This window comes from Pseudomonas sp. FG1 (assembly GCF_034313875.1).
In the GTDB taxonomy this organism is placed as follows: Bacteria; Pseudomonadota; Gammaproteobacteria; order Pseudomonadales; family Pseudomonadaceae; genus Aquipseudomonas; species Aquipseudomonas veronii.
The window spans coordinates 5,568,881-5,594,536 of the sequence record NZ_JAVIWP010000001.1 but is presented as its reverse complement, the minus strand read 5'-3'; the positions used below and the strand labels follow the sequence as shown (position 1 = coordinate 5,594,536).

The 25,656-nt window shown below is 63.5% G+C and carries 19 protein-coding genes and 1 pseudogene; 3 read left to right on the top strand and 17 right to left on the bottom strand.

What is annotated here, in order from left to right; translation table 11 throughout:
- Nucleotides 1-132: 132 nt before the first annotated feature.
- The 12 genes from RGV59_RS25465 to RGV59_RS25410 form a co-directional block, all read right to left on the bottom strand.
- Nucleotides 133-1,539 (bottom strand): amidase, encoded by a 1,407-nt coding sequence (locus RGV59_RS25465; RefSeq protein ID WP_126587131.1) that lies wholly within the window; start codon nt 1,537-1,539, stop codon nt 133-135.
- On the bottom strand, nt 1,536-2,804 hold the full coding sequence (locus tag RGV59_RS25460) for a Zn-dependent hydrolase (RefSeq protein ID WP_104902820.1): 1,269 nt from the start codon (nt 2,802-2,804) through the stop codon (nt 1,536-1,538). Before RGV59_RS25460 ends, RGV59_RS25465 begins: the two co-directional genes overlap by 4 nt.
- A 13-nt stretch (nt 2,805-2,817) precedes the next feature.
- Nucleotides 2,818-3,513, bottom strand: coding sequence for an ABC transporter ATP-binding protein (locus RGV59_RS25455; RefSeq protein WP_017847519.1), 696 nt, complete (start codon nt 3,511-3,513; stop codon nt 2,818-2,820).
- Entirely contained in the window at nt 3,513-4,262 is a 750-nt protein-coding gene (locus RGV59_RS25450; protein ID WP_126587133.1) for an ABC transporter ATP-binding protein, read from the bottom strand. The genes RGV59_RS25455 and RGV59_RS25450 overlap by 1 nt, the downstream gene beginning before the upstream one ends.
- Complete coding sequence (locus RGV59_RS25445; protein WP_017847517.1) at nt 4,259-5,269, bottom strand: branched-chain amino acid ABC transporter permease; 1,011 nt, start codon at nt 5,267-5,269, stop codon at nt 4,259-4,261. The genes RGV59_RS25450 and RGV59_RS25445 overlap by 4 nt, the downstream gene beginning before the upstream one ends.
- Nucleotide 5,270: 1 nt before the next feature.
- Entirely contained in the window at nt 5,271-6,131 is an 861-nt protein-coding gene (locus RGV59_RS25440) for a branched-chain amino acid ABC transporter permease (protein ID WP_126587135.1), read from the bottom strand.
- 58 nt (nt 6,132-6,189) lie between these two features.
- Nucleotides 6,190-7,392 carry an ABC transporter substrate-binding protein gene (locus RGV59_RS25435; RefSeq protein ID WP_046382794.1) on the bottom strand — a complete coding sequence of 401 codons (1,203 nt, stop codon included), beginning with the start codon at nt 7,390-7,392 and terminating at the stop codon, nt 6,190-6,192.
- Between the two features lie 241 nt (nt 7,393-7,633).
- Entirely contained in the window at nt 7,634-8,401 is a 768-nt protein-coding gene (locus RGV59_RS25430; protein WP_046382795.1) for a FadR/GntR family transcriptional regulator, read from the bottom strand.
- Nucleotides 8,402-8,508: 107 nt separating this feature from the next.
- Nucleotides 8,509-10,128 carry an alpha/beta fold hydrolase gene (locus RGV59_RS25425; protein WP_126587137.1) on the bottom strand — a complete coding sequence of 540 codons (1,620 nt, stop codon included), beginning with the start codon at nt 10,126-10,128 and terminating at the stop codon, nt 8,509-8,511.
- Nucleotides 10,129-10,264: 136 nt separating this feature from the next.
- Entirely contained in the window at nt 10,265-11,680 is a 1,416-nt protein-coding gene (locus tag RGV59_RS25420; protein WP_126587139.1) for an efflux transporter outer membrane subunit, read from the bottom strand.
- Nucleotides 11,673-13,643 (bottom strand): MacB family efflux pump subunit, encoded by a 1,971-nt coding sequence (locus RGV59_RS25415; RefSeq protein ID WP_126587141.1) that lies wholly within the window; start codon nt 13,641-13,643, stop codon nt 11,673-11,675. The genes RGV59_RS25420 and RGV59_RS25415 overlap by 8 nt, the downstream gene beginning before the upstream one ends.
- Complete coding sequence (locus tag RGV59_RS25410; protein WP_102618600.1) at nt 13,640-14,815, bottom strand: efflux RND transporter periplasmic adaptor subunit; 1,176 nt, start codon at nt 14,813-14,815, stop codon at nt 13,640-13,642. Before RGV59_RS25410 ends, RGV59_RS25415 begins: the two co-directional genes overlap by 4 nt.
- 255 nt (nt 14,816-15,070) lie before the next feature.
- Between RGV59_RS25410 and RGV59_RS25405 the strand changes: the two genes are divergently transcribed.
- Both RGV59_RS25405 and RGV59_RS25400 read left to right on the top strand, forming a co-directional pair.
- A complete protein-coding gene (locus tag RGV59_RS25405; protein WP_017847509.1) occupies nt 15,071-15,553 on the top strand; it encodes a sigma-70 family RNA polymerase sigma factor in 483 nt (160 codons plus the stop codon).
- Nucleotides 15,554-15,672: 119 nt separating this feature from the next.
- Nucleotides 15,673-17,010, top strand: a complete 1,338-nt coding sequence (locus RGV59_RS25400; RefSeq protein WP_126587143.1) for a lysine N(6)-hydroxylase/L-ornithine N(5)-oxygenase family protein — start codon at nt 15,673-15,675, stop codon at nt 17,008-17,010.
- A gap of 2,932 nt (nt 17,011-19,942) precedes the next feature.
- Here the strand turns inward: RGV59_RS25400 and RGV59_RS25395 are convergent.
- The 3 genes and pseudogenes from RGV59_RS25395 to RGV59_RS25385 form a co-directional block, all read right to left on the bottom strand.
- Entirely contained in the window at nt 19,943-20,440 is a 498-nt protein-coding gene (locus RGV59_RS25395) for an Lrp/AsnC family transcriptional regulator (protein WP_017847507.1), read from the bottom strand.
- Between the two features lie 5 nt (nt 20,441-20,445).
- Nucleotides 20,446-21,285: an ABC transporter ATP-binding protein gene (locus tag RGV59_RS25390; protein WP_173677838.1), complete on the bottom strand. Its 840-nt coding sequence runs from the start codon at nt 21,283-21,285 to the stop codon at nt 20,446-20,448.
- Between the two features lie 3 nt (nt 21,286-21,288).
- Nucleotides 21,289-21,729: pseudogene (locus RGV59_RS25385) on the bottom strand (ABC transporter permease subunit); the annotation flags it as partial.
- Between the two features lie 311 nt (nt 21,730-22,040).
- On the opposite strand from RGV59_RS25385, the gene RGV59_RS25380 reads away from it, so the two are divergent.
- Nucleotides 22,041-22,934 carry a GNAT family acetyltransferase gene (locus tag RGV59_RS25380; RefSeq protein WP_017847504.1) on the top strand — a complete coding sequence of 298 codons (894 nt, stop codon included), beginning with the start codon at nt 22,041-22,043 and terminating at the stop codon, nt 22,932-22,934.
- A 128-nt stretch (nt 22,935-23,062) separates the two neighbouring features.
- Here RGV59_RS25380 and RGV59_RS25375 read toward each other — a convergent pair whose 3' ends face one another.
- Both RGV59_RS25375 and lpdA read right to left on the bottom strand, forming a co-directional pair.
- Nucleotides 23,063-24,082 (bottom strand): branched-chain amino acid aminotransferase, encoded by a 1,020-nt coding sequence (locus tag RGV59_RS25375; RefSeq protein WP_017847503.1) that lies wholly within the window; start codon nt 24,080-24,082, stop codon nt 23,063-23,065.
- A gap of 194 nt (nt 24,083-24,276) precedes the next feature.
- The gene (gene lpdA, locus RGV59_RS25370; RefSeq protein WP_102618599.1) at nt 24,277-25,656 is read right to left on the bottom strand and encodes a dihydrolipoyl dehydrogenase; all 1,380 of its coding nucleotides are present in this window, start codon (nt 25,654-25,656) and stop codon (nt 24,277-24,279) included.

Here is a 25,656-nt window from a genome sequence, read left to right as displayed (position 1 = left end):
GGGCCTATTGTAGTGGAATGCGCTCAAGAACTGTGGGAGGGGGCTTGCTCCCGATGGGGGTGTGCCAGAACCCGATCAGTCAACTGACACACTGCAATCGGGAGCAAGCCCCCTCCCACCGTTGGGTTGGATCTACGCTGGTCTGGTGATCGGGGCTGGCAGGGGGGCGGTAGGGAATGCCTTTGCATATGCCTGGCAAACCCGCAACACCGTCTCATCGGCAAACCGCGCCGCCACCACGTGCAACCCCACCGGCAAGCCATTCGCCGCCAACCCGCACGGCACCGACGCTGCCGGTTGCTGGGTCAGGTTGAAGGGGTAGGTGAACGGTGTCCACTCCATCCATTCGTGCATTCCGGAGCCTGGCGGCACGTTGTGCCCGGCCTCGAACGCGGTGATCGGCATCATCGGCGACACCAGCACATCGTAGTGCTCATGGAACGCCGCCATCCGCGCCACCAGGGCTGCCCGTGCTTCCAGGGCCGCGCTGAAATCGTCCAGGCTCAGGCCCTCGCCGCGTTGCGCGATACGCAGCAGGCCGGGGTCGAGCAGCTGTTTTTGCGCCGCGCTCATCGGGCCGGTCAGGCGTGCCGCGCCGGCCGCCCACAAGGTGTTGAACACCTCCTGCGGGTCGCTGAAACCCGGGTCGATCTGTTCGACATGGGCGCCCAACTGCACCAGGCCGGCCACAGCCTGGGCGACCACTTTGGCCACCTGCGGATCAACATCGACGTAGCCGAAGGTGGGGCTGTAGGCAATGCGCAGGCCCTTCAAGTCCGCGGTCTCCGACAACCAGGGCGTGGTCCTTGGTGCGCCGATCAAGCCGTCTCGCGCATCCGGTTGTGCGACGGTTTGCAGCATCAAGACGCTGTCTTCCACGGTGCGGGTCATCGGCCCCAGGTGCGACAGGATCGTCATCGAACTGGCCGGCCACTGCGGCACATAGCCGAAGGTCGGCTTGATCCCGAAGGTGCCGGTAAACGCACAGGGAATGCGGATCGAGCCGCCGGCATCGCTGCCTTGGTGCAACACCCCCAGGTTCAGCGCAGCCGCCGCGCCCGCGCCGCCGGAGGAACCGCCGGTGGTCATGCGCGTGTCCCACGGGTTACGGGCGATGCCGTACAGCGGGTTGTCGGTGACGCCTTTCCAGCCGAATTCCGGGGTGGTGGTCTTGCCCAGCAGCACCGCACCGGCCTTGCGCATAAACGCCGGGAAGGGCGCGTCCACGTCCCACGGGCCCTTGGCCGAAGAGGTGCGCGAGCCCTTGCGCGTGGGCATGCCGAGGGTCAGCGTGAGGTCCTTGATCGACGCCGGTACGCCATCCAGCGCGCCGCAGGGTTCGCCTTTCAACCAGCGCGCTTGCGAGGCGCGTGCGGCGTTGAGTGCGCCCTCGGCATCGACATGGCAATAGGCATTGACCAGCGGGTTATAGCGCTCGATGCGCAACAGCGCGTCTTCGGTGACTTCCACCGGCGACAAGCTCTTGTCACGAAAATGCTGCAGCAGTTGCACCGCCGTCAGTTGGCCGATCTCACTCATGCTTGATCCCCCTGTGCCGCATTGACCATGGCGCGCAGCAACACTGCGCAACCTGCCGCCAGATCATCCGGTGCGGCGTTCTCGATTTCGTTGTGGCTGATGCCGCCTTCGCATGGCACAAAAATCATCCCGGCCGGGCCCAGTTCGGCGACGAAAATCGCGTCGTGCCCGGCGCCGCTGACGATGTCCATATGGCTCAGGCCCAAGGCGTCGGCGGCGTCGCGCACGGCGTTGACGCAGGCCGGGTGGAAGTCCAGCGGCGGGAAGTCGGCGGTGGCGGTCAACTCGAACGTCAGGCCGTGGCGTGCAGCGCTGGCTTCGATCACGCCGCGCACTTCATCGACCATGGCCTGCAGCTTGTCGGCATGCAGATGGCGCAGGTCGATGGTCATCTGGACCTGGCCCGGAATCACATTGCGCGAGCCGGGGCGCAGGCTCAGGCAGCCAACCGTGCCGCAGGCGTGGGGTTGCTGTTGATGTGCGATGCGGTTGACCGCGCTGACCACCTCGGCGGCGCCGACCAGGGCGTCCTTGCGCAGGTGCATCGGCGTCGGGCCGGCGTGGGCTTCGACGCCGGTGAGGGTCAGGTCGAACCACTTCTGGCCCAGGCAGCCCATCACCACGCCGATGGTGGTGGCGCGGTCTTCCAGCACCGGGCCTTGTTCGATATGCGCCTCGAAATACGCACCGACCGGATGGCCGAGCACCGCACGCGAACCGGCGTAACCGATGCGCCGCAATTCGGCGCCCACCGACAGGCCCTGGTCGTCCTGCTTGTCCAAGGTGTCCTGCAAGTCGAACTTCCCGGCGAACACCCCGGACCCCATCATGCACGGCGGGAAGCGGGAGCCTTCTTCATTGGTCCATACCACCACCTCGATCGGCGCTTCGGTGTCGATCTTCAAATCATTGAGGGTGCGGATCACTTCCAGGCCGGCCATCACCCCGAAGCAACCGTCGAACTTGCCGCCGGTGGGCTGGGTGTCGATGTGGCTGCCGGTCATCACCGGCGGCAGGGCTGGATTGCGCCCTGGGCGCCGGGCAAAAATATTGCCGATGGCGTCGACGCTGACACTGCACCCGGCCGCCTCGCACCACTGCACGAACAGGTCGCGGGCCTGGCGGTCGAGGTCGGTGAGGGCCAGGCGGCACACGCCGCCTTTGACGGTGGCGCCGAGTCGGGCCAGGTCCATCAGCGATTGCCACAGGCGGTCGCGGTTGATCAGTGGGGCGTTGCTCTGGAGCGGTTGTGCAAAGCTATTCATCTTCGAACTCCGGTCAGGCACTCAGGGCCAGGTAGCGGTTCTTGATCGTCGGGTCGGCGCGGAAGGCTTGCGCGCTGCCCTCGTACACCACGCGGCCCTGTTCGAGCACGTAATGGCGGTCGGCGAGCTTGTCGCAGACCATCAGGTTCTGTTCCACCAGCAGCACCGGCAGGCCGTCGTCCTTGACCTTGCGCAGGATCTTCACCAACTCGTCGACGATCACCGGGGCCAGGCCTTCGGTGGGTTCGTCGAGGATCAGCAGCTTGGGATCGTTGAGCAGGGCGCGGGCGATGGCGAGCATCTGTTGCTCGCCGCCGGAGAGCGCGTGGCCGGCGTTTTTGCGTCGCTCCTTGAGGCGCGGGAACATGCCGTAGACGTCTTCGAGTTGCCAGCGGCTGCTCTTGCGCGCGGCGATGCGCAGGTTTTCCTCGACGGTGAGCAGGCGGAAGATCCCGCGGTTCTCCGGCACCAACGCCAACCCCTGGCGTGCGATTTCAAAAATCTTCTGGCCCACCAGCGCCTGGCCGTTGAAGTGGATCTGGCCCTGGCGCGGGCAGATGATGCCGAGGATGCTGCGCAGCGTGGTGGTCTTGCCGGCGCCGTTGCGGCCGAGCAGGGTCACCAGTTCGCCGGGGTTGACGGTCAGCGACACGCCTTCGAGCACGTGGCTCTTGTCATAGTAGGAATGGATATTCTCGACGATCAGCATCAGGCAGCCTCCCCAAGATAAGCCGTTCGCACACGTTCATCGGCGCGCACGAACTCCGGCGTGCCTTCCACCAGGATCTGGCCGTGGCTCATCACCGTGATGCGCTGGCTGATGGACATGACGATGCTCATGTTGTGTTCGATCAGCAGCACCGTGTGGTCGCGGCCCAGGTCGCTGATCAGTTGAGTCATGATCGGGATGTCATCGATGCCCATGCCCGAGGTGGGCTCGTCGAGCATCAACAGTTTTGGCTTGGAACAGATCGACATGCCCACCTCCAGCACCCGTTGCTGGCCATGGGACAACTCGCCGGCCAGGGTCGCGGCGCGGGCTGTGAGTTGCAGGCGTTCGAGTACCTGGTCGGCCATCTCCAGGTGTTCGCGCTTGCTCTCGACCCGACGCCAGAAATTCAAGGCGTGCGCACCGTCGCGACCTTGGGCGGCCAGGCGCAGGTTTTCGCGCACGCTGAGGTTCTGGAACAGGCTGGTGAGCTGGAACGAACGCGCCATACCGAGGCCGACGCGGGCGTGGGCCGGTTTGCGCATCAGTGGCTGGCCGTCGAAATGGATCGCCCCTGCGGTGGCCTGGCGTTCGCCGGTCAGGCAATGGAACAGGCTGGTCTTGCCCGCGCCGTTGGGGCCGATGATGGTGTGGATGGTGCCGGCCGCGACCTTCAGGTTGACGCCGTTGACCGCATGGAACGCGCCATAGGCCAGCTCCAGGTTTTTGGTTTCCAACAGGATGCTCATAGCCCTTGCTCCTTGGCGACGACGACGGCCTTGCGGCGGCCGCGTACTTTCTCGAACAGCGACGCCAGGCCGCCCCACAAACCACCGCGCATGAAGATCACCACCAGGATCAGGATCATCCCCAGCAACATCAGCCAGCGCGGCCACAGGTCGGAGAGGAAATCCCCCAGCAGCACGATGGAACCGGCGCCCAGCAACGAACCGAACAGCGAGCCGGTGCCGCCGACGATGGTCATGATCAGGATGTTCTCGGACATCGCCAGGTCGATATTCGACAGCGGCACAAAGTGCAGCAACATGGCGTACAGCGCCCCGGCAATCCCGGTGACCGCGCCGGACAGCACGAACACCAGGATCTTGAAGTGGCGCGTGTCATAGCCGATGGCCGAGGCACGGGTTTCGTTTTCGCGGATCGCCATCAGCGTGCTGCCGAACGGCGAGGCGATGACGCGGCGTGCGCCGATAAAGATCAGCAGGAACAGCACCGCGACAAAACCGTAGAACGCGCGGGCGTCGGCCAACGACAGCAACACGCTGTCGCCGATGCGGATCTCCGGGCGCGGCACGCTGAGCAGGCCGTTGTCGCCGCCGGTCCAGTCGCTCAGGGTGTAGGCGACGAAATACGCCATCTGGCTGAACGCGAGCGTCAGCATGACGAAGTAGATACCGGTGCGGCGGATCGCCAGGGCACCCACCAGCAGCGCCAGAAAGCCGCCGGCCACGGCGGCGCCGAGCAGCGCGCTGAACAGACCCAGTTGCAGGTGAATCATCAGCAGCGCCGCGCAGTACGCACCGGCCCCAAAGAAGATGCCTTGGCCGAACGACAACAGCCCGGTGTAGCCGAGCAACAGGTTGCAGGCCAGGGCGGCCATGGCAAAGATCAGGATTTCGCTGGCCAGGGTCGCCGAGGGCAGGACCAGCGGCAGGCCGATCAGCACTGCCAGCACCCACAGCAACATCGCTTTGGATTGGGTCTTGGCGAACGGCAGGGGATTTTTCTCGCTCATGTCAGGCTCTCCCGAACAGGCCGTAGGGGCGGACCAGAATCACCACGGCCATCGCGCCGTAGATCATCAGGCTCGCACCCTGGGGCCAGAGTGTGGTCATCAGGCTTTGCACCACGCCCACCAGCAAACCGCCGACCAGCGCACCGCTGAACGAGCCCATGCCGCCGATGACGACAACCACAAAGGCGATCCCGAGAATTTCCGGGCCGACAAAGGGCTGGGCACCGCGCAACGGCGCGAACAGTACGCCGGCCATGCCGGCCAGGCCGACGCCGAGGGCAAAGGCCATGGAGAACAGGCGGAAGATATTCGTGCCCAGCAGCGACACGGTTTCGGTGCTCTCACTGCCGGCGCGCACCAGTGCGCCGAAGCGTGTGCGTTCCAGCAGCAGCCACAGGCCCAGGCCCACCAGCCCGGAAAATACGATGAGGAACAGGCGGTAATAGGGATAGACGAAATCGCCCAGCACCAGCACTCCGCGCAGCAGTTCCGGCACGGCGACGCTTTTGCCCACCGGGCCCCAGATCATCACGCTGGCTTCCTGGATGATCAGCGCGATCCCCAGCGTCACCAGGATCTGGAACATGTGCGGCAAGTGATAAATCCGCTGGATCAGCAAACGCTCGATCACCCACGCCAGCGCGGCCACCACCAGCGGTGCCAGCAGCAGCGCCAGCCAGAAGCTGCCGGTGAGGCTCACGGCGGTGTAGCAGATGTAGGCGCCCAGCAGGAAGAACGCGCCGTGGGCGAAGTTGACGAAGTTGAGCAGGCCGAAAATGATCGTCAGCCCGACCGCGATCAGAAAGTAGATCATCCCCAGGCCAAGGCCATTGAGTATCTGGAACAGGTAAAGATTGAGCATGCAGGAACCCTCGGCAGGAAGCCGCTCGCGCGGCCCTGCGGTGCAAATAGTCAGGGGGTCAGCCGAGCGTGCAGCCCGTGGCCTCGACCGGCGGGAATGACTGGCCGGCGCTGAGCACTTTGGCCAGGTCGTCCTTGTCGGCCATGTCGGCGGCGGCCTTGCCGATCAGCAGGTAGTAATCCTTGATCACCTGGTGGTCGCCGGCACGGATCGACTCCTTGCCGGTGGGGCCCTCGAAACTCAGACCCTGCATGGCCTTGGCCACGGTCGGCCCGTCGAAGCTGCCGGTGGCGATGATGGTGTCCAGCATGACCTTGGTGCTGATGTAGTCGGCGGCCAGCGGGTAAGTGGGGTTGATGCCGTACTTGGCCTGGGTCAGCTTGACCAGTTCGCGGTTGAGCGGGCTGTCGACCTGGTGCCAGTACTGCGCGCCGAGGTACACGCCTTCGAGCACATCGCTGCCCAGTTCCTGGAACTGGTCGAGGCCGGCAGACCACACCAGCAGCACTTTCATGCGCTCCTTGATGCCGAAGTTGACCGCCTGGCGCAGGGTGTTGGACGACTGGCTGCCGAAGTTGAGCAGCACCAGCACGTCGGGCTTGGTGGCGATGGCGTTGGTCAGGTAGCCGGAGAATTCCTGCTCCTGCAGCGAGTGGTAGCTGTTGCCGACGTGTTCCAGGCCATGTTCCTTGAGCACGTTTTTGGCGCCTTCGAGCAAGGCTTCGCCGAACACGTATTGCGGGGTGATGGTGTACCAGCGCTTGGCGTCCGGCAGCAGCTTGATCAGCGGCACCAGGGTTTCGCGGATCGCGCCGTAGGTCGGCACCGACCAGCGGAAGGTCGCGTGGTTGCAGTCTTTGCCGGTGACCTCATCGGCACCCACCGGGGTCATGAACACGCCGCCGGCCTTGTCGACTTCCTTGGCCACCGCCAGCGCCGACGACGACAGGGTGCAGCCCTGGAAGAACCGCGCGCCGTCCTGCGCAATCGCTTCCTGTACCTTGCGCACCGCCTTGCCCGCGTTGCCTTCGGTGTCGATGACCTTGTAGTTCAGCGGGCGCCCAAGAATCTCGGGGTGCTGCGCCACCGCCAGGCGCGAACCCATGTCGGCGAACTTGCCATAACTGGCAAAGGCGCCAGACATGGACTTGAGGCCGTAAAAGGTAAAAGGCTCGGCGGCGAATGCCGAGCGCACGCTCAGCGGCAGGCTCAGGGCGGAAGCGAGGGTGAGGCTGGCTTTCAATAACGTACGACGCTGCATGGGGTGACTCCCTGGTTTAGTTATTGGCAGGAGCGGCAAGGGCGATACGGTGGAGCAGGGCCTGTGGGCAGGCATTTTTTTATTGGGGTAACGCAGTGTGCGGGTTGGAATGCAGTCAACTGTGGGAGGGGCGGTGCGACGATTTGACTTGCTCCCGATAGCGGTGTGTCAGTCGATATAACGGTGACTGTGCCGGCCTCATCGGGAGCAAGCTCCCTCCCACATTGGATCTGGGGTGTTCTTAAGAGTGATCGAACTCCAGTAGAAAATGCGGGCTGACCTGGCCTTCGAGCGCGGTCATATGGTGTTCGGCGTCGCACATGTGTTCATGCATCAGGCTGCGCACCGCGCTTTCATCGCCGGCGCGAAAGGCGCTCAACAGTTGCTTGTGATAGTCGAGGTTGGCCGCGTCGAACTGCTTGCGCTTGGGCTTGTAGGCTTTTTTCAGCACCACCAGGTCGCGCAGCAGGTCGTTGAGAAATTGCGCCGTAAAGCTCAGCAGCGGGTTGGGGCAGGCCTTGGCGAGCAGGTTGTGGAACTCCAGTTCCGCCAGGCGTTGTTCGCGCTGGCCGGCCTCGCTGTCTTCCGGCGCGCTGCAAAAATCCACGTTGGCCTGCAGGGCCTGGTAGTCGTCTTCGCTCAGGCGCCCGAGCACCGACACCGCCAGTTCCACTTCGATGACCTTGCGCAACTGGTACACCTGCTCGCCATCCAGGTGCTGGAAGTGCAGGTAGTTGCGCAGTGCGCGGCTGGCCGGTTCGGTGCCGGCCTGGTTCAGGTAGGCTCCGCCACTCGGGCCGGTGCGCGTGCTGACCAGGCCTTCGACTTCCAGGGCCTTGAGCGCTTCGCGGGCCGAGCCCTTGGAGCACTGGAAGCTTTCCATCAGCTCGCGCTCGGTGGGCAGGCGGTCGCCGGGCTTCAAGGCGTCGGTGACGATGGAGCGCTTGACCGACTCGACAATCACGTCGGACAGCTTCTGGCGTTTGCGTCGTAGCGGGCGAGTGAGCATGGGGTCTATTTATCGTATTAATGCGGATAAATAGCACTTAATAACGATTGGGCCGTAGCGTCAACGCAGGGTGTCGTTTCTGGTGTGGAAAGGTCGCAAACGGAGACTCATTGCACAGTGGCATCCGTACACACCGTCGAGCGCGGCGGTTTGTTCCCATGCATCAGATAATCGCCCACCCACTGGTTCACACAGGCACTCACGCCGCTGAACGAAACCCCGTGGGCATAGGCGTTCTTCAGTTGTACGCGGCTCGCCGGGAAGGTGCGCTCGAAGGCCCAGGCGGCGCCGGTGGACGGGGTTTGGTCGTCGAATTCGGCCTGGACCATCAGCAGACTGTCGAGCCGGGCGAGTTCCTTGTACGGCAAGCCCCGGCTGTGTTGTTGCGGCCAGGTGGTGCATTGGCGCGCCTCGAGGGCGCTGCCGGCGACCGGGTACTTGGCGAGCGATTCGGTTTCTTTCTGCTGCCAGAGGTCTTCGTTGGAGTAGGTCGAGTCATTGCACAGGATCGCGGTTTTGACCGAGTCGGCGGCCGACATGCGCAACGGCCCGGGCTTGGGCACGTTGGCCTGCAAGGGTTCGCGCACGCGTTGCAGCAGCAGGCTGAACATCGACTTGGCGCGCTCTTCGATCACCGGGTCGGGGCTGAAGCGGTGTGCGCGGGCACGCGTTTCCAGCGCCAGGTCGTCGCCGTCGGGAGTGTCCCGCAGCCAGCGGCTGAGCACGTGGGCGCCCATCAGGCCGGCGGAGTCGCTGTAGAAACGGTTGCTGGAACGCAGCGCGGTACGCACGCTGGGCAGCAGTTCCATGAACACACGGCGCACGGCGGCCGGCGTGTCGCCCAGCTGATACACACCAGGGTCGAGGGCGGCGGCCTGGGCCACGAAGCGCTCGAAAATCTTCTCCTTTTCGCTGGCGACGATCACGCTGGCGTGCTCGAACGTTGAGGTCCAGTTGATGTTCGAGTCGAGCACCATGCGCCCCACGTTCGCCGGAAACAGGCCGCCGTACCAGGCGCCGAGCCAGGTGCCGTAGGCGTTGCCCAGGTAGTTGAACTGCAACTCGCCCAATTGCTTGCGCACAAATTCCAGGTCGCGGGCGGTTTGCTCGGTGGTGATGTAAGGCGTCAGCGGGTGGCTGGCGCAGGCTTGGGCGATCAACCGTGCATTCTGGCGCGCGGCGGCGAGGTTGGCCGCGCTGCGGTCTTCGCTGACGTCCGCTTGCGGCACGATCCGCGCGTCGGAGCGGCACTCCAGGCGTGAGCCCGGCAGCCGGCCCAGGCCCCGCGGGGTGACTTCGATCACATCATAGGTATCGGCCAACTGGCGGTAAGTGTCGCCCCAGTCGGGTTGCCGGGCGTAGTGCTTCCAGACGGTGGCCAGGTGTACGGCGAAGGCGCCGCCGGCGTCGAGCCCGGGGCCCCCCGGGTTGGCGAATATCGCGCCCTGGCGTGACAGCGGCAGTTTGGCGCCGACACGGGTGATGTCGAAGCTGATGCGACCGCGCTCCGGCGCCCCATGGTCCAGGGGCGCGGTGACGATGCCGCATTGGGTGCGCTCGATGACTTCCGGGTCCAGGCGTTCGAGCGTCGGCTGCGGGCAGTCCAGGAACCATTCGATGCCGAACGGCGAGCGCGGCGTTTCAGCGTAAGCGCCGGTGGGCGCCAGGGCTGCGACCAGCACCAGGCAACGGTAGGTGATTGCGCTTGCAGCTGGAAGGGGTTTCATCAGCGATCCTGGCCTGTCGTGTGAGAAAAAGAAGCCACTGTTGTGGCTGCTCATTCGGGACGACTTTTTTACCAAGGACCGTGGGGGGAAAAATGTAGGAGGACAAAACGGCGAGTGTACGAAATGCGACTTTCGTTTATCGGATGTCGGATTCCCAGCCGCCGCCCAAGGCTTTGTACAAGGCGATACTGGCTTGCAGGCGCGACAAGCGCAGTTGCACATTCAGGTCCTGGGCCGTGTACAGGGTGCGCTGGCTGTCCAGCACGCTCAGCCAGTCTTCGGCTCCCGCCTGGTAGCGGCTTTCGGCGATGCGCAAGGCGTTCTGCGCCGCCTGCAGCTCTTGCGTTTGCCATTGGCGCTGCTGGTCCAGGCGCGTGATGTTGCTGAGGGCTTTTTCCACATCGGCGAAACCGTTGATGATCGCCCCGCGATAGGTCTGCAGCAGCTCGTCCTGGCGCGCGCGGGCCTTGTCCCGTTCGGCGGTTAAACGGCCGTTGTTGAAGATCGGTGCGACCAGGCCGCCCGTCAGCGTGTAATACGGGCTGCGCAGGATCTCCACGGCTTTGCCGGCGTCGGAGCCGAAGGTCGCGCCGAGCGTCACCGCAGGCAGCATGGCCGCGCGGGCGACGCGAACATCCGCTTGCGCCGCCGCCAGTTCGGCTTCGGCCTTGGCCAGGTCGGGGCGCCGGCTCAGCAGTTGGCTGGGCACGCCCGAGCCGATGCGCGGCCAGGTGAGGGCCTGGAAGGGCTCGGTGCCCAGGTCCAGCGCCTGGACCGGCTGGCCGAGGAGGGCGGCGAGGGTGATCCGCGACTCTTGCGCCAGTTGTTGAATCAGCGGCAATTGCCGTTGCTGGCTGGCGACCAGGCTTTGCTGCTGGGCCAGTTCCAGGGCCGTGGCGGAACCGGCGTCGTAGCGGGTCTGCACCAGTTCCAGCACATTGCGTGCATTCGCCAGGTTCAACTCGGCGATCTGCTCGCGCTGGCGTGCGGCGAGGGTTTGCGCGTAGCGGTCGGCGACGTTGCTGAGCAGGGTCAGTTCCACGGTGGCCTGGTCCGACGCGCTGGCCCGCAGGCTATGCAGGGCGCTGTCCCGCGCGGCCGTGCGGCCGCCCCAGAAATCCACTTCATAACTGGCGCTGAGGTTGGCGCCGAAGCTGTTGACCGTGTCATTGCTTTGCGTCGCGTCCAGGTCCGGCCCGCCCTGGCCGCGCAGTAACTTCTGATGGCTGGTGGACAGGTTGAACTTCACTTCCGGCAACAGCGGTGCGCCGGCGATCACTGCCGTGGCTTGGGCCTGGCGCACCCGTGCGACGGCGGCCGCCACGTCAAAACTGTCACGGCGCGCCTGTTCGATCAGGCGGTTCAGTTGCGGGCTGCCGAATTGCGTCCACCAGCGCTGGTTGTTGAGTTGGGCGGCGTCACGCTCGGCGTACTGCCAGGCGGTCGGTGCTGCCACGCCGCTGTCGACGGCGGGCAGGCTGGCGGCGCAGGCATTGAGCAGCAGGCACAGGCCGAGTACGCACACAGGGAGGGCGGGGGATCGTTTATTCACTGGTCAACGCCTTAACCGGATCGAGCCGGGCAGCTTTACGGGCCGGCATAAAGCCGAATACGACGCCGGTGACCAGTGCGCAGCCAAACGCGCCGAGCACCGCCACCAGGGAAAACTGCACCGCGACCTTGGCCAGCATCAGCACGCCGCCGACCAGCAGCGCCAGGCCGATACCGCACAGACCGCCAACCACCGAGAGCATCAGCGCCTCGGTCAGGAACTGGCGCAGGATGTCGCGCTGGCGCGCGCCCGTGGCCATGCGGATACCGATTTCGCGGGTGCGTTCGCGCACGGTCATCAACATGATGTTCATCACCCCGATGCCGCCCACCAGCAGCGAAATCGCGGCGATCGAACCGAGCATCAGCGACAGCGTGTTTTGTGTGCGCGCCTCGGCCTGGATCATTGCCGCGTTGTTGGTCAGTTGGTAGTCACGCTTGCCGTTATGCAGGCGCAGCATCAGTTGGTCGATGGCGTGTTCAGCTTCCCGTACCTTGCGCGCATCGGCGGCGGCAATCACCACGTATTCGGGGTTGTACGTGCCGAACAGGCGCACGCTGGCGGCGGTGTAGGGAATGGCCACGCGGTCGTCGCTGTCTTTATTGCCGGAGCTGGAGCCCTTTTCCGCGAGCACGCCGATCACCTGGAAAGGCACGTTTTCGATGAGGATGTATTGGCCGATCGGGCTGACCTGCTTGAACAGTTTCTCGCGGATGCGGTGGCCGATCACCGCGACCGTGGCACCGGCGCGCTCGTCGGCTTCGGTGAAGTAACTGCCCTCGACCACCGGCCAGTTGAAGATCTGCGGAAAGTTGACGTCGTTGCCGCCCACATAGGCCAGGTAATCCAGGTTGCCGTAGCGGATGCCGGCGTCGCTGCCGTTGACCGGCATGATCCGCTTGATCTGCGGCAGCGTCGCCAATGCCGCGACATCGTTGAGGGTCACGATGCCCAGCGGCGTGCGCGGGTTGGGCGAGGAGCCGCTGAGGTAGAGGATGTTGGAACCGAATGCGCCCATCTGTGCCATGACCTGGCGCTTGCTGCCTTCACCCACCGCCAGCATCACCACCACCGAGGCCACGCCGATGATGATCCCGAGCAGGGTCAGGGCGGTGCGGAAGCGGTTGATCCACATCACGCGCCAGGCGGCCTGCACGGCGTCGAGCAGTTCGGCCTTCCACGCGCCGTTGTGCTCGGCGCCTTCGGCCAGGCGCTGGCGCAGGTCGACGGCTTGCAGCGCCGCGCTGTCGGCGCTGGCCGGGCGGTGGCGGGTGCTGTCCGCCGAGTCGCTGATGATCAGGCCGTCGCGAATTTCGATGATGCGGTTGGCCCGCGCCGCCACGTCGCGGTCGTGGGTGATCAGGATCACCACGTGGCCCTGGCTGGCCAGTTCGTCGAGCAGGCGCATCACCTCGGCGCCGCTGTGGCTGTCGAGGGCGCCGGTGGGCTCGTCGGCGAGGATGATATGCCCGCCGTTCATCAGCGCGCGGGCGATGGAGACCCGTTGCTGCTGGCCGCCGGACAGTTGATGCGGACGGTTGCCAGTGCGGTCGGCCAGGCCCAGGCGCGTGAGCAGGGCCCTGGCGCGGGCGTGGCGTTCGGCGGCGCTGATGCCGGCGTAGATCGCCGGCATTTCGACGTTTTCCTGGGCCGACGCCGACGGGATCAAGTGGTAGCCCTGGAACACAAAGCCGAAGGCTTCGCGGCGTAGCCAGGCCAGCGCGTCGCTGTCCAGGTGCGCGACGTTTTCGCCGGCGAACAGGTAGTCGCCGGCGGTGGGGCGGTCGAGGCAGCCGAGGATGTTCATCAGCGTGGATTTGCCGGAACCCGAGGCGCCGACGATGGCGACGAATTCCCCGGCATGGATCGACAGGTCGACGCCGCGCAATACGTCGACCTGCGGGCTGTCGCCGCCGCCGTAGGATTTGCGGATGTGCTTGAGTTCGATCAGGGGCGTGCTCAATTCAATCCCCCGCTGCCGTCGCCCGGCCCGATCAGCAGGTGATCGCCTTCGCTGAGGCCTTCCAACACTTCGACGCGCAGGCGGTCGCTGATGCCGAGGCGCACGACGCGCTCTTCGATGCGGCCGTTCTCCGCGACCACGCGGGCGGTCTGCCGGTCGGCGCTGGTGCTGTCTTGCAGGGCGGCGACCGGCGCGGTGAGCGCATCCTTGACCTGGCCGGCGACGAAAAACACTTGGGTGGTCATTTCGGCCATCAAGGCGTTGTCGCTGTTGTCCACGTCCAGCAGCACGGTGTACAGCACCACGCGGCCGCTGCCGCTTTTGTTCGAACTGCTGGGGCTGCCGCTGCCCTGGGTTTCGTTCAGCGGCTTGGGCGGGATCGGCAGGATCTGCCGCACGCTGCTGGTCCAGCGGCGGTTGCCGCCGCTGAGGGTGGTGAAATAGGCGTTCATACCGGGTTTGACGTGGCCGATATCGGCTTCCGAGACCTCGGCCCACACGGTCATCGGTGACAACTTGGCGATGCGCAGGATCAGCGGCGTTTGCTGCTGGGCATTGAGGGTCTGGCCGACCCGTGCGTCCACCGCCACCACGGTGCCGGTCATCGGCGCATAGATGCGCGTATAGCCCAATTCCGCCTCGTCCCTGCGCAGGCTGGCCTGGGCCTGGAGAATCTGCGCCTGGAACATGTCGACCCGCGCCTGGGTGGCGCTCAGTTCGGACTTGGCGGTTTGCACGTCCTCTTCGCGGGTCGCGTTGCCGGCGGCCAGGCGCTGCTGGCGCTGGTACTTCTGGCGCGCCAGTGCGTGCTGGGCTTTCTGCTCCTGCAATTGGGCCTTGAGGTTTTCGATGGCGTAGCGGCTGGCGTCGAGCTTGGCTTTTTGCGTTGAGGGGTCGATCTCTACCAGCAACTGGCCTTCCTGCACCTGATCGCCGGCTTCGACATGGATCTTGCGGATCTGCCCGGACGCCTGGGCGCCCACATCCACATAGCGTCGCGGTTGCAGGGTGCCCAGGGCGGTGACGCTGTTTTCAATGTTGCCGCGGGTCACGGTAACGGTGGCCAGGTTGTCGCGCCCCGGCGGCTGCAATTGCCAGGCGGCGATGCCGATAACAGGGATCAGGCACGCCACAACCAGCAGGGCGTGTCGGGCAGGTCGAGGGCGTTTCATGGGTTGGTTCCAGCCAGGAAAGTTCGGACCGCAGTTGCGGGGGGCTGACAGTTAAACGAGAGCATGGCCCGAAGATTTAGGCTGTTTCACAAGTAGTTACAGTGCTGGCGAGTAAAAAAATTGCCCGCTGAAGCAAGTCTTCTTTAAAAGTAGATGAGAATTACTATAAATTGCACTTACCCAAACTGCCATCACTCATGGGCTGTCTTTTTAAGCATTCAAGGACCTAATACCGCCGTCAGGTGGTCGGGAGTCATGTTGGAAAACTACTATCGCGAGCTGGTGTGTTTCCTCAACGCCAAGCTGGGCAACCGTCAGGTGGCCGAAGATGTGGTGCATGACGCTTATGTGCGGGTGCTGGAACGCGCCAGTGACACCCCCATCGACCAGCCCCGCGCCTTTTTGTACCGTACCGCGCTGAACCTGGTGATCGACGGCCATCGACGCAACGCCTTGCGTCAGGTCGAGCCGCTGGAGGTGCTGGACGCCGAAGAGCGCTTCGCCAACGCTTCGCCCCACGCCACCCACGATCACACTCAGCGCCTGCAGATGCTCGAACGCGCCTTGGCCGAGTTGCCGGCGGTCTGCCGCGACAGCTTCCTGCTGCGCAAGCTCGACGGCCTGTCCCACGCGCAGATTGCCGAGCGCCTGGGGATTTCCCGCAGCCTGGTGGAAAAACACATCGTCAATGCGATGAAGCACTGCCGGGTGCGGATGCGCGAGTGGGACGCACCCTGAGCGTCGAGTGGTTAAATTTTAATTCATTGTCCTCGTTTCCTATCAACACATGACCTGTTGTGCAGGTCGTGAAGGTATTCCCGCCCCACCGCCAAGGGGCTTATCCAGAGGACACTGGAATGACACAGGCAATTGCTTCGCCCGCGGTTCACGACTTGATCGGTATCGGTTTCGGCCCTTCGAACCTGGCGCTGGCCATCGCCCTGCAGGAGCGCGAAAAGACCCAGGGCAAACTGGACGTGCTGTTTCTCGACAAGCAGGCCGACTACCGTTGGCACGGCAATACCCTGGTGACCCAGAGCGAACTGCAGATTTCGTTCCTCAAGGACTTGGTGACCCTGCGCAACCCCACCAGCCCGTATTCCTTCGTCAACTACCTGAAAGCCCACAACCGTCTGGTCGATTTCATCAACCTCGGCACGTTCTATCCGTGCCGCATGGAGTTCAACGACTACCTGCGCTGGGTCGCCGGGCAATTCCAGGCCCAGAGCCGCTACGGCGAGGAAGTGTTGGCCATCGAACCGATCCTGCATCAGCAGCAGGTTGAAGCACTGCGCGTGATTTCCCGCGATGCGTTGGGTGAACAGCATGTCCGCACCACCCGTTCGGTGGTGGTCAGCGCTGGCGGCACGCCGCGCGTGCCCGACGTGTTCAAGGCGTTCAGGGATGACCCCCGCGTGTTCCACCATTCCCAGTACCTGGCGCGCATGGCCCGGCAGCCTTGCGTGCAGGGCAAGGCGATGCGTATTGCGGTGATCGGCGGCGGCCAGAGCGCGGCCGAAGCGTTCATCGATTTGAACGACGGCTTCCCGGCGGTACAAGTCGATATGATCCTCCGCGGCTCGGCGCTGAAGCCGGCGGATGACAGCCCGTTCGTCAACGAAGTGTTTTCGCCGGCCTTTACCGACCTGGTGTTCCAGCAGGTCGGCGCCGAGCGTGAGCGGCTGATCGCCGAGTACCAGAACACCAACTATTCGGTGGTCGACCTGGAGTTGATCGAGCGCATCTATGGCATCTTCTATCGCCAGAAAGTCTCCGGCACCGCGCGCCAGGCCTTCCGCACCATGACCGTGGTCGAGAACGTCAGCGCCGGCCCGTTGGGCATCGAGTTGACCCTGCGCAATAACGCCAGCGGCGAAACCAGCGTCAGCCATTACGACGCGGTGATCCTGGCCACCGGCTACGAGCGCCAGATGCACCGCGAGTTGCTGGCGCCGCTGCAGGCCTATATGAGCGATTTCGAAGTCAGCCGCGACTACCGCATCGTGACGGATGAGCGGTGCAAGGCCGGCATCTACATCCAGGGTTTCAGCCAGGCTAGCCATGGGTTGAGCGATACCTTGCTGTCGGTGCTGCCGATCCGGGCGGATGAGATTGCCGCATCGTTGTACGCGCATGATCGCCACCGTGGGCAGGGGCGTTCGGTGCAGGATTTGCTGCTTGCTACGGCGAGCTGATGAACGCTTGTAGCGACTTTTGGAGGCGGGGTAGAAAATGTGGGAGGGGGCTTGCCCCCGATGGCGGTGTGTCAGTCAACTAATTTGTAGCTGGCAGATTGCAATCGGGGGCAAGCCCCCTCCCACACTCTCGACCGCATTCGGCTTCCAGGATGTGGTCGGCTATAAGGCCGCGCCCAAGAGCAGAATGAGCCCTATCTGATCCACGGAGATCCAAATGGGGGAGGGGGCTTGCCCCCGATGGCGGTGTATCAGTCAACTAATTTGTAGCTGGCAGATTGCAATCGGGGGCAAGCCCCCTCCCACACTCTTGACCGCGTTCGGCTTCCAGGATGTGGTCGGCTATAAGGCCGCGCCCAAGAGTAGAATGAGCCCTATCTGATCCACGGAGATCCAAATGGGGGAGGGGGCTTGCCCCGATGGCGGTGTATCAGTCAACTAATTTGTAGCTGACAGATTGCAATCGGGGGCAAGCCCCCTCCCACACTCTTGACCGCGTTCGGCCTCCAGGATGTGGTCGGCTATAAGGCCGCGGCCAAGAGCAGAATGAGCCCTATCTGATCCACGGAGATCCAAATGTGGGAGGGGGCTTGCCCCCGATGGCGGTGTATCGGTCAACTAATTTGTAGCTGACAGATTGCAATCGGGGGCAAGCCCCCTCCCACACTCTTGACCGCGTTCGGCTTCCAGGATGTGGTCGGCTATAAGGCCGCGCCCAAGAGCAGAATGAGCCCTATCTGATCCACGGAGATCCAAATGGGGGAGGGGGCTTGCCCCCGATGGCGGTGTATCAGTCAACTAATTGGTAGCTGGCAGATTGCAATCGGGGGCAAGCCCCCTCCCACAATCTCGACCGCGTTCGGTTTCCAGGATGTGGTCGGCTATAAGGCCGCGGCCAAGAGCAGAATGAGCCCTATCTGATCCACGGAGATCCAAATGTGGGAGGGGGCTTGCCCCCGATGGCGGTGTGTCAGTCAACTAATTTGTAGCTGGCAGATTGCAATCGGGGGCAAGCCCCCTCCCACACTCTTGACCGCGTTCGGCTTCCAGGATGTGGTCGGCTATAAGGCCGCGCCCAAGAGCAGAATGAGCCCTATCTGATCCACGGAGATCCAAATGGGGGAGGGGGCTTGCCCCCGATGGCGGTGTATCAGTCAACTAATTGGTAGCTGGCAGATTGCAATCGGGGGCAAGCCCCCTCCCACACTCTTGACCGCGTTCGGCTTCCAGGATGTGGTCGGCTATAAGGCCGCGCCCAAGAGCAGAATGAGCCCTATCTGATCCACGGAGATCCAAATGGGGGAGGGGGCTTGCCCCCGATGGCGGTGTATCAGTCAACTAATTGGTAGCTGGCAGATTGCAATCGGGGGCAAGCCCCCTCCCACACTCTTGACCGCGTTCGGCTTCCAGGATGTGGTCGGCTATAAGGCCGCGGCCAAGAGCAGAATGAGCCCTATCTGATCCACGGAGATCCAAATGGGGGAGGGGGCTTGCCCCCGATGGCGGTGTATCAGTCAACTAATTGGTAGCTGGCAGATTGCAATCGGGGGCAAGCCCCCTCCCACACTCTTGACCGCGTTCGGCTTCCAGGATGTGGTCGGCTAATAAGGCCGCGGCCAAGAGCAGAATGAGCCCTATCTGATCCACGGAGATCCAAATGTGGGAGGGGGCTTGCCCCCGATGGCGGTGTGTCAGTCAACTAATTGGTAGCTGGCAGATTGCAATCGGGGGCAAGCCCCCTCCCACACTCTTGACCGCGTTCGGCTTCCAGGATGTGGTCGGCTAATAAGGCCGCGGCCAAGAGCAGAATGAGCCCTATCTGATCCACGGAGATCCAAATGTGGGAGGGGGCTTGCCCCCGATGGCGGTGTGTCAGTCAACTAATTGGTAGCTGGCAGATTGCAATCGGGGGCAAGCCCCCTCCCACACTCTTGACCGCGTTCGGCTTCCAGGATGTGGTCGGCTATAAGGCCGCGCCCAAGAGCAGAATGAGCCCTATCTGATCCACGGAGATCCAAATGTGGGAGGGGGCTTGCCCCCGATGGCGGTGTATCAGTCAACTAATTTGTAGCTGACAGATTGCAATCGGGGGCAAGCCCCCTCCCACACTCTTGACCGCGTTCGGCTTCCAGGATGTGGTCGGCTATAAGGCCGCGGCCAAGAGCAGAATGAGCCCTATCTGATCCACGGAGATCCAAATGGGGGAGGGGGCTTGCCCCCGATGGCGGTGTATCAGTCAACTAATTTGTAGCTGGCAGATTGCAATCGGGGGCAAGCCCCCTCCCACACTCTTGACCGCGTTCGGCTTCCAGGATGTGGTCGGCTAATAAGGCCGCGGCCAAGAGCAGAATGAGCCCTATCTGATCCACGGAGATCCAAATGTGGGAGGGGGCTTGCCCCCGATGGCGGTGTGTCAGTCAACTAATTGGTAGCTGGCAGATTGCAATCGGGGGCAAGCCCCCTCCCACACTCTTGACCGCGTTCGGCTTCCAGGATGTGGTCGGCTATAAGGCCGCGCCCAAGAGCAGAATGAGCCCTATCTGATCCACGGAGATCCAAATGGGGGAGGGGGCTTGCCCCCGATGGCGGTGTATCAGTCAACTAATTTGTAGCTGACAGATTGCAATCGGGGGCAAGCCCCCTTCCACACTCTTGACCGCGTTCGGCTTCCAGGATGTGGTCGGCTATAAGGCCGCGCCCAAGAGCAGAATGAGCCCTATCTGATCCACGGAGATCCAAATGTGGGAGGGGGCTTGCCCCCGATGGCGGTGTATCAGTCAACTAATTTGTAGCTGGCAGATTGTAATCGGGGGCAAGCCCCCTCCCACACTCTTGACCGCATTCGGCTTCCAGGATGTGGTCGGCTATAAGGCCGCGCCCAAGAGCAGAATGAGCCCTATCTGATCCACATTTGATCTTTGGTGTCTGGGGATCAGGCCAGTTCGGTGGCGGTGTTTTTGACTACCGCGAGTTCGGGGTGGGCCACCAATTTGTCGATGTGCAACTCATCGTTGTTCAACCAGGTCTCCGTCAGCACCCGGTAATGTTCCATATCCCGGCAACGCATGCGCAGGCTGTAGTCGAACGGCCCGCTGATCAACTGGCATTCGAACACCTGCGGGCAGGATTTGACGCAGGCTTCGAAGGCCTTTTGCGCCGAGCGCCCGCTCTGGTTGGACAAGGCCACCAGCACCAGCAGCGACAGCCCCGGTGAGACCATCTGCACGTCGATGATCGCCCCGTACCCGCGGATCACCCCGCGCCGTTCGAGCTTGCGCACCCGTTCCAGGCACGGCCTGGGGGTCAGATGCACCAGCGACGAGAGCTTCTCGTAGGTGATACGCCCCTGATGCCGCAGCACGTCGATGATCGCCTCATCGATGCGATCCAGCGCAGGGGAGGAATGGGGTCCGTTGGCCTTGGTATCCATGGGTTTCACTTCAAGCGGTTGGAAAGAAATTGCTGCAAGCGTTCGCTGTTGGGATGGTCGAGAATTTCGGCACCGCCTTGTTCTTCGACGCGGCCCTGGTGCAAAAACAGCACTTGGCTGGACACCTGGCGGGCAAAGCCCATTTTGTGGGTGACCATCAACATGGTACGACCTTCCTCAGCCAACGTCTGTATGACTTTGAGGACTTCTCCTACAAGCTCAGGGTCCAAGGCGGAGGTCGGTTCGTCGAACAGAATGATTTCCGGTTCCATCGCCAAGGCGCGGGCGATGGCGACGCGCTGCTGCTGGCCGCCGGACAGAAACGCCGGGTATTGATCCGCCACCCGGCCCGGCAAGCCGACCTTGTCCAGGTACAGCCGCGCACGTCGTTCCGCCTCGGCCGCACTCACGCCCAACACCCGACGCGGGGCCATGGTGATGTTTTCCAGCACGGTCATGTGGCTCCACAGGTTGAAATGCTGGAACACCATGGCCAGGCGTGTGCGCAGGTTCTGCAGTTGCGCCTGGTGCGGTGCGCGGGTGCCGGCGCGGCCCTGGCGCATTTCGATGCTGATGCCGTCCAGGGTGATGACCCCGGCGTCCGGCTGTTCGAGAAAGTTGATGCAGCGCAGCATCGTGCTTTTGCCCGAGCCGCTGGCGCCGATCAGGCTGATCACATCGCCGTTGCGTGCGTTGAGGGAAACGCCCTTGAGCACTTCATGTTCGCCGTAGCGTTTGTGGATGCCTTCGACTTGCAGTTTGACCGCCGCCGTCGCCGCCTTGGCGATAGGGTCTGCGAGTGTATCGACGGGATAAGTGGCCAGGGCCTGCGCGGACTGATTCATGGGTTAGCCTCGGGTAGGAACAAGAAAACGCATCCAGCGACGTTCGGCCAGTCGAAACAGGCCCACCAGTGCAAAGGACAGCAGCATGTAGAGCAGCGCGGCGATACCGAAGGCCTGGAACGTCAGGAACGTCTCGGCATTCGCATCGCGGGCCACCTTGAGGATGTCGGCGACGGTGGCGGTAAACGCCAGCGACGTGGCGTGCAGCATCAGGATCATTTCATTGCTGTAGGCCGGCAACGCACGGCGCAGCGCGGCGGGCACCACCACAAACAGGTTCAGTCGCCAGCCGTGCAGGCCATAGGCGCGTACCGCTTCGATTTCGCCATGGGGAATGTTGCGGATCGCCCCGGCGAAGATTTCCACGGTGTAGGCACAGGTGTTGAGGACGAACGCCAGCAGCGTGCAGTTCAACGCGTTGCGGAAGAACTGGTTGAGCAGGGGTGTCCGGGTTGAAGGCAAAGCGCGCCGGGCGAATCATCAAGACGGTGTTGGTGGTTTGCATGGGGGCACGAATCCATGGGTTGAGCAGTGGAGCTATTTTGTGCGGGCTGACGGAGGAATCCCGGCTGAAACCGAGGCGGCGCTCAGCCGGGAAAGCTGAAAAGTGGGGTGTGGCAGCCGAATCGGCTGTGCGGGCTGGAATGCGATCAAGCGGTGGCGGATAGGTTGGCTGACGGAGCGCTATCGCAGGCAAGCCAGCTCCCACATTAGTATGGGGGTGGTTGTGGTATCCGAGTCAGGAAGGAGAGTGCATGTCTATCGCCGTTCGTATTGCCCAGGCCGCCGATGCAGATGGGATCAGCCGGGTCATCCTCGCCGCCTTGCACAGCAGTAATGCGCGGGATTACCCGGCGGATGTGATCGCCCGGGTGGCGGGCAACTTCACACCCGATGCGGTGCTCGAACTGCTCCGGCGTCGGTCGGTGCTGGTGGCGGTTCAGGACGAGGTGATCGTCGCCACCGCTTCCCTTGACGGTAATGTGGTGCGCTCGGTGTTCGTCAACCCGGCGCTGCAAGGGCAGGGCATCGGTCGGCTGCTGATGATCGAAATCGAATTGCGCGCCCGCGAGGCCGGGGTGACGGTGTTGAACGTGCCGTCTTCGCTGAGCGCCGAGTCGTTCTATACCAAATTGGGCTTTCACACCGTGCGCGACGTCTACCATGGCAACGAGCGCACGTTGGTGATGGAGAAAGCGCTGTCGTCGCGTCACCCCATCGGCGTCTACCGCGACCGTCTGCACCGGGCGCAGGTGGTTACGTTGTGGCAGGACGCTTTTGGTTATGACACCGCGCACAACCTGCCGACCCTGGCGATCGATAAGAAGCTGGCGGTCAATGACGGGCTGTTCTTCGTGGCGACGGATAAGAACGTCGTGATCGGTACTGTTCTGGCGGGGTACGACGGGCATCGTGGTTGGTTGTATTCGGTGGCGGTGCGCGCCGACTATCGCCGGCAAGGGCTGGGTGCGTCGCTGGTGCGGCACGCGGAGCAGGCCTTGAGCGCCTTGGGGTGTATGAAGATCAACCTGCAGATCACCGGCGGCAATGACACGGTGGTGGGGTTCTACGAGGCGTTGGGGTACGGGGTGGAGCCGAGGATCAGCATGGGCAAGAAGATGGTGGAAAATATCCCGACTCAATCCTGAGAATGATCGCAGATCAAATGTGGGAGGGGCTTGCCCCCGATGACGGTGGGTCAGTCGATACCTCCAGTGACTGACACTCCGCTATCGGGGGCAAGCCCCCTCCTACAGGGTATTGCGGTGTGGCGGGGTTAGACCTTGACGATCCAGCCTTCTGGCGCTTCGACGTCGCCGGATTGCACGCCGGTCAGCTCTTTATAGAGCTTCTGGGTGATCGGGCCGACTTCGGTCTCGCTGTAGAACACGTGCAGTTTGCCCTGGTACTCGATACCGCCGATCGGCGAGATCACGGCAGCCGTCCCGCAGGCACCGGCTTCCTGGAAGATATCCAGTTGGTCGATGAACACTTCGCCTTCGACCACTTCCAGGCCCAGGCGGGTCTTGGCCAGTTCGATCAGCGACATGCGGGTGATGCCTGGCAGTACCGAAGGCGACTTCGGCGTGATGAACTTGTTGTCTCGGGTGATCCCGAAGAAGTTGGCCGAACCGACTTCCTCGATCTTCGAGTGCGTGGCCGGGTCCAGGTAGATGCTGTCGGCGAAGCCGGCTTTTTTCGCTTCGGAACCTGGCAGCAGGCTGGCGGCGTAGTTGCCACCGACCTTGGCGGCACCGGTGCCGTGTGGCGCGGCGCGGTCGTAGCCGGAGATCTGGAAGTTGTGCGGCACCAGGCCGCCCTTGAAGTAGGCGCCGACCGGGATCGCGAACACCGAGAAGATGAACTCCGGCGCGGTACGCACGCCGATGTTGTCACCGGTGCCGATCACGAACGGGCGCAGGTACAGCGCGCCGCCGCTGCCATACGGCGGGATGAACCGCTCGTTGGCACGAACCACTTGCTTGCAGGCGTCGATGAAGGCTTCGGTCGGCACTTGCGGCATCAACAGGCGACCGCAACTGCGCTGCATGCGCGCTGCGTTCTGGTCCGGGCGGAACAGGTTGATCGAGCCGTCCTTGCAGCGATAGGCCTTGAGGCCTTCAAAGCACTGTTGGCCGTAGTGCAGGGCGGTGGAGCCCTCGCTGATGTGCAGCACGTTGTCTTCGGTCAGGGTGCCCGCTTGCCACTCGCCGTTTTTCCAGGTCTGGATAAACCGCTTGTCGGTCTTGATGTAGTCAAAACCCAGCTTGTCCCAATTGATGCTTTCGTTACCCATGACACCCTCTATCTCTGGTCAAGTCGGTTTTTTTCTGAATGGGCGCAACAATACTGCATTCTTGCTTCATGTGGGAGCGGGCTTTTGTGGGAGGGGGCTTGCCCTCGATGAGGGCGCGCCAGTCGGCACATGCGTTGACTGGGCCACCGCTATCGGGGGCAAGCCCCCTCCCACAAAAGCCCGCGGGGCGTTTTTTACAGGTGGAGGGCGTGGCCCAGCGCTCGTAGGGCGGCTTCCTGGACGGCTTCGCCTAGGGTCGGGTGGGCGTGGATGGTGCCGGCCACGTCTTCCAGGCGTGCGCCCATTTCCAGGCTCAGCCCAAAGGCGGTGGACAGCTCGGACACGCCGACGCCAACCGCCTGCCAGCCGACAATCAGATGATTGTCACGCCGCGCCACCACCCGCACGAAGCCGCTTTTCGACTCCAGGGTCATGGCCCGACCATTGGCCGCGAACGGGAAGCTCGACACGATGCAGTCCAGCCCCGCCGCCTTGGCCTCGTCGGGCGACTTGCCGACCACCACCAGCTCCGGGTCGGTAAAGCACACGGCCGGGATCGCCGCCGGGTTGAATTCGCGGTGTTGACCGCTGATCAGTTCGGCGACCATTTCGCCCTGGGCCATGGCCCGGTGCGCGAGCATCGGCTCGCCGCTGAGGTCGCCGATGGCCCACACATTGCGCATGCTGGTCTGGCAGCGGTGGTCGATCCTGACCGCCGCGCCGTGCATCTCCAGGTCCAGCGCTTCGAGGTTCCAGCCCCGGGTGTTGGGGGTGCGACCGACGGCGACCAGCACCTGATCGGTCTCCAGCGACACGGTGTCGCCCTTCGGGTCGCGCACTTGCAGGCGGTTGTGCTCAAAGCCGGTGACGCTGTGCTTGAGGTACAGCTTCACGCCCAATTGCTTGAGCGACTCGGCCACCGGCTGGGTCAGCTCGGCGTCGTAGGCCGGCAGGATACGCTCCTGCGCTTCGACCACGCTGACTTCGGCGCCCAGCTTGCGGTAGGCAATCCCCAGTTCCAGGCCGATATAACCGCCACCCACCACAATCAGGCGCTTGGGCACGCGGGTCGGCGCCAGCGCTTCGGTGGACGAGATGATCGGCCCGCCGATCGGCAGCATCGGCAGGTTGACGCTTTTCGAGCCGGTGGCCAGCAGCAGGTTTTCGCACTGGATACGCTGGCCGTCGACGTCGACGGTCTTGCCGTCCACCACCTTGGCCCACCCGTGGATGACCTGCACCTTGTGTTTCTTCAGCAGCGCGGCAACCCCGCTGGTCAGGCGGTCGACGATGGCGTCTTTCCAAGCCACGCTTTTGCGGATGTCCAGGGTCGGCACATCCACTTCGATGCCCAGTTGGGAGCCCTGGCTGTGGTGTACGGTCTGCTGGAACTGTTCGGCCACGTGGATCAAGGCCTTGGACGGGATGCAGCCGATATTCAGGCAGGTGCCGCCCAGCGCCTGGCCTTCCACGAGGATGGTCGGGATGCCCAGCTGGCCGGCGCGGATCGCCGCCACATAACCGCCAGGGCCGCCGCCGATGATCAGCAGGGTGGTGTGCAATGTCTGAGTCAT